This window comes from Anaerophaga thermohalophila DSM 12881 (assembly GCF_000191885.1).
GTDB lineage: Bacteria > Bacteroidota > Bacteroidia > Bacteroidales > Marinilabiliaceae > Anaerophaga > Anaerophaga thermohalophila.
The window spans coordinates 1-6,122 of the sequence record NZ_AEWI01000065.1 but is presented as its reverse complement, the minus strand read 5'-3'; the positions used below and the strand labels follow the sequence as shown (position 1 = coordinate 6,122).

At 36.8% G+C, this 6,122-nt stretch carries 9 protein-coding genes; 1 reads left to right on the top strand and 8 read right to left on the bottom strand.

Going from position 1 to position 6,122, the window contains the following annotated elements:
• Nucleotides 1-203 precede the first annotated feature (203 nt).
• The 6 genes from ATH1_RS0114720 to ATH1_RS0114695 all read right to left on the bottom strand — a co-directional run bounded on the left by ATH1_RS0114720 (nt 204) and on the right by ATH1_RS0114695 (nt 3,783).
• Nucleotides 204-1,253: an outer membrane protein assembly factor BamB family protein gene (locus tag ATH1_RS0114720; RefSeq protein ID WP_029164159.1), complete on the bottom strand. Its 1,050-nt coding sequence runs from the start codon at nt 1,251-1,253 to the stop codon at nt 204-206.
• Between the two features lie 11 nt (nt 1,254-1,264).
• Nucleotides 1,265-1,756, bottom strand: coding sequence for a hypothetical protein (locus ATH1_RS0114715; protein ID WP_010423293.1), 492 nt, complete (start codon nt 1,754-1,756; stop codon nt 1,265-1,267).
• A gap of 189 nt (nt 1,757-1,945) precedes the next feature.
• Nucleotides 1,946-2,251: a helix-turn-helix domain-containing protein gene (locus ATH1_RS0114710; protein WP_010423291.1), complete on the bottom strand. Its 306-nt coding sequence runs from the start codon at nt 2,249-2,251 to the stop codon at nt 1,946-1,948.
• Entirely contained in the window at nt 2,238-2,546 is a 309-nt protein-coding gene (locus ATH1_RS22830) for a type II toxin-antitoxin system RelE/ParE family toxin (protein WP_425358289.1), read from the bottom strand. Before ATH1_RS22830 ends, ATH1_RS0114710 begins: the two co-directional genes overlap by 14 nt.
• 269 nt (nt 2,547-2,815) lie before the next feature.
• Nucleotides 2,816-3,292: a HigA family addiction module antitoxin gene (locus ATH1_RS0114700; protein ID WP_245531814.1), complete on the bottom strand. Its 477-nt coding sequence runs from the start codon at nt 3,290-3,292 to the stop codon at nt 2,816-2,818.
• A gap of 5 nt (nt 3,293-3,297) precedes the next feature.
• The gene (locus ATH1_RS0114695) at nt 3,298-3,783 is read right to left on the bottom strand and encodes a hypothetical protein (protein WP_010423285.1); all 486 of its coding nucleotides are present in this window, start codon (nt 3,781-3,783) and stop codon (nt 3,298-3,300) included.
• A 166-nt stretch (nt 3,784-3,949) separates the two neighbouring features.
• On the opposite strand from ATH1_RS0114695, the gene ATH1_RS22500 reads away from it, so the two are divergent.
• The gene (locus ATH1_RS22500; protein ID WP_280959772.1) at nt 3,950-4,084 is read left to right on the top strand and encodes a hypothetical protein; all 135 of its coding nucleotides are present in this window, start codon (nt 3,950-3,952) and stop codon (nt 4,082-4,084) included.
• Between the two features lie 553 nt (nt 4,085-4,637).
• On the opposite strand, the gene ATH1_RS0114690 is transcribed toward ATH1_RS22500, so the two are convergent.
• Nucleotides 4,638-4,940: a HigA family addiction module antitoxin gene (locus tag ATH1_RS0114690; protein WP_010423283.1), complete on the bottom strand. Its 303-nt coding sequence runs from the start codon at nt 4,938-4,940 to the stop codon at nt 4,638-4,640.
• 16 nt (nt 4,941-4,956) lie between these two features.
• Nucleotides 4,957-5,232 carry a type II toxin-antitoxin system RelE/ParE family toxin gene (locus ATH1_RS0114685; RefSeq protein WP_010423281.1) on the bottom strand — a complete coding sequence of 92 codons (276 nt, stop codon included), beginning with the start codon at nt 5,230-5,232 and terminating at the stop codon, nt 4,957-4,959.
• Nucleotides 5,233-6,122: the final 890 nt, after the last annotated feature.

Genomic DNA, 6,122 nt, shown 5'->3' with positions numbered 1-6,122 from the left:
GGGGGGGGAGAAAAAAACAAAATAAATTCCTCCAAGTTTGCACTGTCCTATCAATAAGCTAAATCCTTTCTTATTTTAATTTTGTCAAAATCGTATCTGACTGCTATGTCTGTCTTTTTTTTTACACTTGTTGCATCGGGTTACAAAACTTAGCATAACTCGGGAACCCTTATTGGCTATGACTGCGTGTCAGAAAACGTAATTCATTCATTTTTAATTATTTCTCTCAAGTCAACTGCAATAAAACTATTATCTCGCTTATCATACAATGTTTCTCCACTAAGAAAAGCATTTGTTGTTGCTTCAATCTCTGCAATCCGCTTTCCGTAGTTGTCAATAATCAATGTTTGATTGTCCTTTGCAATAAATTTTAAATCAGCTATCCGTAAATAATAAATACTTAAATCTTCATAGTCAATCGTGTCTGTAACATTTAATTGACTGTCAACTGATAATATTTTACCTTGATCTGTAAAAACAAAGACTTTAGAAGTATCTGATTGAGTTAGGCTTTCTAAATGGTCATTTTCATTTGTCACATATACTTGATTCCCGACAAAGTGCTTTAAATCACCGTAATTGTCTTGAGAAAATTCCTTTTCAATTATTTGGGATCCTGTTTTAATCGAATATTTAGCAATTCTATTTTTAAAAACTAAGTATACTTCATCTTGTAATATCTTAAATGCAAGGATTGGGTCTTTTTTTACATTTATAAGTGTCAGATATTTTTGTTTTCCGGTTTTCCTATTGAACGCAGCAATAAAAGGTTTCCCAAAATCCACTTGTCTATAACCCATAAAAGCACAACCTTTATTTATCATAAAAATTGCGCTGTCATTCATAAAAATCGTCGACTTACTTGCTAAATCATTTGGGAAAGTATATTTCCATGCGATTTCACCGGTTTGCTTATCAATTTTTGACAATTGTTCTTTTGATGCAAAATATATGTATAAACTGTCAACAAGGCTATTTGAAACCACGTCTCTAATTAAATTGTGTCCTGTCGACATGACAAATGTTCCAGTCAATAATCCTGCTGCTACTCCAACAGCATTTGCAGCAGCTGTTCCTGTATAATCCTTTTCCCCGGTTATCGTATTATAATCCCAACCTTTTCCGCTATTGATATTTATTGAATGTAATCCTGCTGCAACAACAATCATCGTTGAATCATTTGTGTAAAAGATATCATTCCAACCGTATTCTCTGTTTAAATCCCTTTTCCAAATTACATTTCCACTTTTCAAATCAATTCCTTCTAGCTCATTTGAATAACCAGTCGAGTTTTTAAAACGGTAGCCAATTCCAATATTATTCCCGGGTCAACATAGTAGATATTGTTTTTTACTTCCCAAATTTCATTACCAGTCCTGATGTCTAAGCAGTTACTTTTATTTGCAACCGTAAAAATCATCGTGTTACTAAATTGCTGTAGATTACTGGTTTGATAAGCAATCTTTTTACTCCACAATATGTTTTTATTATTCAAGTCATATTGCAAGATATTACCTTTATTAGATAACCATTTTTCTTTTCTCAATCCACGTAGCTGGACTGTTAAAAATCCGTTTGTTGTATCAAGAAAAGTTTCATGAATTCTTTCAGGAAATACGTATTCTGTTCCTTTAATTTCGGTGTTGTCAATTAAACTTTTCCCGACAATTTTCTCATTATGCAATACTTGAAAGTCTTTTTGCCCAAAAGTTACACTTGAAACTAACAGTGAAAATCCGATTATTATTTTTCTCATTATATATGTTTATTTTATGCTGTGTTGTTCGTTTTTATGTGCTCGAACGGCTGCGGGATGCGTCATGCCGGGACTTTCAAACCCGATACGATTGTTTCAAGCCATGAGCGGGGAGCAAGGAAAAACGAATGGTTGAATATACTGTGGAGCCCCGGCTTGCGTATGCAGATTGTTGCCTGCTGTAGCTTGTTATCCAATCGATATGTTTAAATGTTTTCCTAGACCAATTTCAATCAATTTGTAATAAGTTGAAAATTGAATGTCACTTTGTCCGCGTTCAATTCTTGATATATAACTTTTTTTCGTTCCTGTTCTTGTTGCAAGTTCTTCTTGGGTTACTTTTGCTTCTTTTCGTGCTTCTTTAAGCATTACGCCAAGTCTAAACGCTAAGGATTCAGCGTCATATTTGTCTCTCGTTGGGGTTCCTTTTTTCCCGTATTTTTCGTTTAGTAAGTCATCAAAATCAGTCACGTTTTTCATTTTATTGCCCTCCATATTTTTCAATCATATATTCTTTTTTCAGTTTTTCCGCTTTTTTTATTTCCTGTTTTGGGGTTTTCCGCGATTTTTTAAGAAAGCAATTTGTAAGCACTACAAGTTCTCCTTTATCTTGAAAACAAAGAATTCGAAGACTTTTGAATGTTGTTATGACTCTTACTTCCCAAATTCCATTTGTGTTTTCAAGTAACTTGTAAAACTTCTTTGGAACTTGTCTTTCAAATCTCACTAAATCAAGTACGAATTCAATTTTCTTCTGCGTTTTAGGGTCTTGCTCTTTGTAAAATTTGATAAAGTTGCCTTTGTATGCAATTACCTTTCTAATTATTTTACGAAGTTAACTATTCAGTTTACTTTTTCAAAGTCAAATCATGATTATTTTTTGAGGTTTTTTCATTTTGCTATAGCAGGCAACGTCCCGACTATATGCGTCTGGGCGTGGCTTTCAGACCAGCTGTGGCTTTATCGGCTTGAACGTATGGGAGAGGGCAAAGCGAAACTCTCAATATGCTGTGGATGCCACGGCTGGCGTATGATAGTTTTGTTGTAGATCGTTTTCTATCAGGTCATTAAGTCTTTTAATGAGTAATTATTAAATCGTCTCGTTTTGGTTTTTCTGATTTTTTTGAGTTCGTTTTTTGCCTGAATTTCAATCCAAAGCATTGGGTCATTATTGAAAATTTTTCCCAAGATGATTGCTAATTCATAATTTATCGGTCTCTCTCCGTTTATTAATTTGCTCAAATTAGAAGGATTTATTTCAATGTAATGAGCAAATTTCTTTTGAGGTATTCCCAGTGTTCTCAAGTATTCTTTTAAAAATTCCCCTGGAAGTTTAAGCTCAGCCTCTTCAGATTCCAAATAATCTTGCATTTGAAACTTGATGGACAGCAATTCAATTTCTCTTTTTTCTGCTTCTGACCGACTTTTCGCCTTATTTAACATTATGGCCTGGAAATCCTTAAATTCATCTGTCCCAGTATCCATTTGATTTGTCAACATTCCATTAGTTGGCTCTGTGTTATTATCTCGTTTCATAGCATTTATTTTCTTTCGAGGTATTCATTAATCAATTTCAGCCCGTGGTCACTATCAATATACATTCTCTGCCCAAGACCTACTGATGCACCATATTTTTTCGAATACCATTTCATTAGGCTTGTTTTTGCCATAAAGGTTAGAAATCCTTTGTAAGCACTTTTCAATTTAAAACTCTCTTTACAAGCAAAAGCAATCAAGCAACCGGCGACATAATCATGTTTCTTATTCTTTTGTCCGATGTTGTGTGGTGCTATTTCTAAAGTGTTCATAATGAGCATTTCATTTTCTATCTTTAGTTGTACAGCACCTTCAACGCTTGGATTTAGTCCAATTGTCCTTAAAATGAAAGTTCTGGAATTTTTTCCCTTGCTTAATTCTCTCCAGTTGAAATTCCATCCGTCTTTTTTTAGTGGTATTTCTTTGGGTTCAGGGACAACAATTTCTGCCTTTACTAATTGGTCGTTTTTTACGTCTAATATGTAAACCATTTATCTGTTTTCTCTTAGTAAAGATAATGAATGTTGTCGGAAATGTATAATTTTATTTTATGAAATAGTCTTTTAATGTCATTTTTTTAATGCGCTAACCGGGTAGCTTACGCCCCCTAAGAACCGTGCGTGCCAGTTTATGCATTCATAATTGATATTTTAAGGAATGCATGATTTTCAATTCCCGGTACACGGCTCAGGCATTTTTAAGGCCGTTCCGGTGAGGGAAGACCTGGCTGCTATTACTATCTATATTATCGTTGACAATAAAAGTAGTAATTTGTCTTCATTCTTTAGCTAAGGTTTCTCTTCTATAGGCCCATCCTGTCTGTCGGCTGAACAGCATCTTCATATGAGCTGCGTTAAACGCTCATAACCTGTCAGCTTACCGTTTTGGCAGGGAGCGTGTCAGTCTTGGTTTTCGCTCTTACGCCTTTACGACAGTTACGGAATATTCAAATGTTTTAGCCATGCTCACGCATCCATGCCCTTAATCGGTCTAAGACCCCGATGACAGTCCGCCTCGCGGTTTCGTGCCACGCCTATAGGATACGAAATCCTGACGATTGGTACACTTATCCCGGGAGCTTCAACTGATAATGGTTCACCCTGTGAAAATTATATTTAACAGGGCAAGCTATACATCCGCTGTCCCGGTAGGATACTATTGGAAGAACAATAGGTTTTTTTTATCAGGGCCATTGCCCTGTAAAACAATTATATAGAGCGGTTTCGTGTCGCAACAACGTTTGGAGGTATGAAACGTGCCGGATTGCGGTGCTGCATCTGTATCCCCCGGTACAAACCTACGAGGCGGGACGAAACGCTCAAAAACCCACTGAAACCGGCATGCACTATACCGGCTGTTGTGGTGCGTTTATCTTTATTTTTGTCAATATGTCCTGCTTGTCTTTTCTCTCTTCTTCGATATCATAGTCATCTTGAAGTCCAAGCCAAAATTTTGCAGTCGTACCGAAATATGAAGAAAATCTCAATGCAGTATCAGCCGTTATCCTCCTTTTTCCTTTAATTATCTGCGAAATACGGGTCTGCGGTATCTCTGTATCCTTTGATAATCTATAAGCAGTAATCTCAAGAGGACGTAAAAATTCCTCTAGTAAAATCTCTCCTGGATGTATGTTTGCTAATTTTTCCATTTTAATCCTCCAATTTTTAATGATAATCAATTATCTCAACATCGTGTGCATTATTATCAATCCACCTAAATACAATTCTCCATTGGTCATTAATCCTGATACTATAAAAATCGGAACCTTTTAATTTCTCAAGTCTATTGGATGGAGGGATTCTCAAATCAGACCAATTTTGGGAGTTGTTAATCATCCTCAGTTTTCTCCGTCCAATCTGCTGTATCTCAATCGGCATCTTTTTTACTCGTTCTCCATTCCATATTTTCTCGGTATCTTTTGAACCAAATGAAACAATCATACTGTCGTTTTACATTACTAACGTCAAAGTTAATTAATTTGTTTCGGTTTATCAAATCATTGTCGGAATGTTCGTCCATATGCACCAACCGGGTAGGTCAGGAGGAGTAAAATCCTCCCTTCCCCCCTAAGAACCGTACGTGATAGTTTATGCATTCATAATTGATGTACCACAGGGAATGCATGATTTCCAATTCCCATCATACGGCTCAAGCACTTTTAAGGCAGTCTCATTTCTGAGTTCACCCGGTAACTTAACGGTGTTACCTTAGCAACTTCCACTTTATAGCCAATTGACACATTGTCTTGAGAGGCACACGATGGAAAGAATCCTCGTTCATTTGCTTTTTCTCAATTCATCGGTTCTATAAAGCCTTTTGCCATAAAGCACCAGTTGAAGGTCAGCGGGCTTTCGCCCCGTGATGATGTTTCCATCACTATCCGACTCGTTACAAACCGGCCTTCGCTTCGTTCAACCTCTCTGTCCGACGCTTCCCAATGCCTTACGGTTATGGTTTTATCCCGTTTGTTTACCCGAAACAGATGGGAGAGAGCGCCGGGCTTCCACGTTCCGCTCTAATAACAGCTAATGTGAGTCGAGTGTCGTATCATGCATAAAATACCGCACCAAGCATCACTGATTTTCGTTTTTTCTTCATGATAAAAAGCTTACGTAGCTATGGCTATGCTCGCTTTTTCTCATCTTGAAAAAAGCAAAAATCAGTTTCAACTTATACGTCATTTTATACATGACACGACACTGGGCCCATCCTGTCTGCCGGCTGAACAACATCTTCGTATGAGCTGCGTTAAACGCTCATAACCTGTCAGCTTACCGTTTTGGTAGGGAGCGTATCAGTCTTGGTTTTCGCTCTTAGGCCTTTACGACAG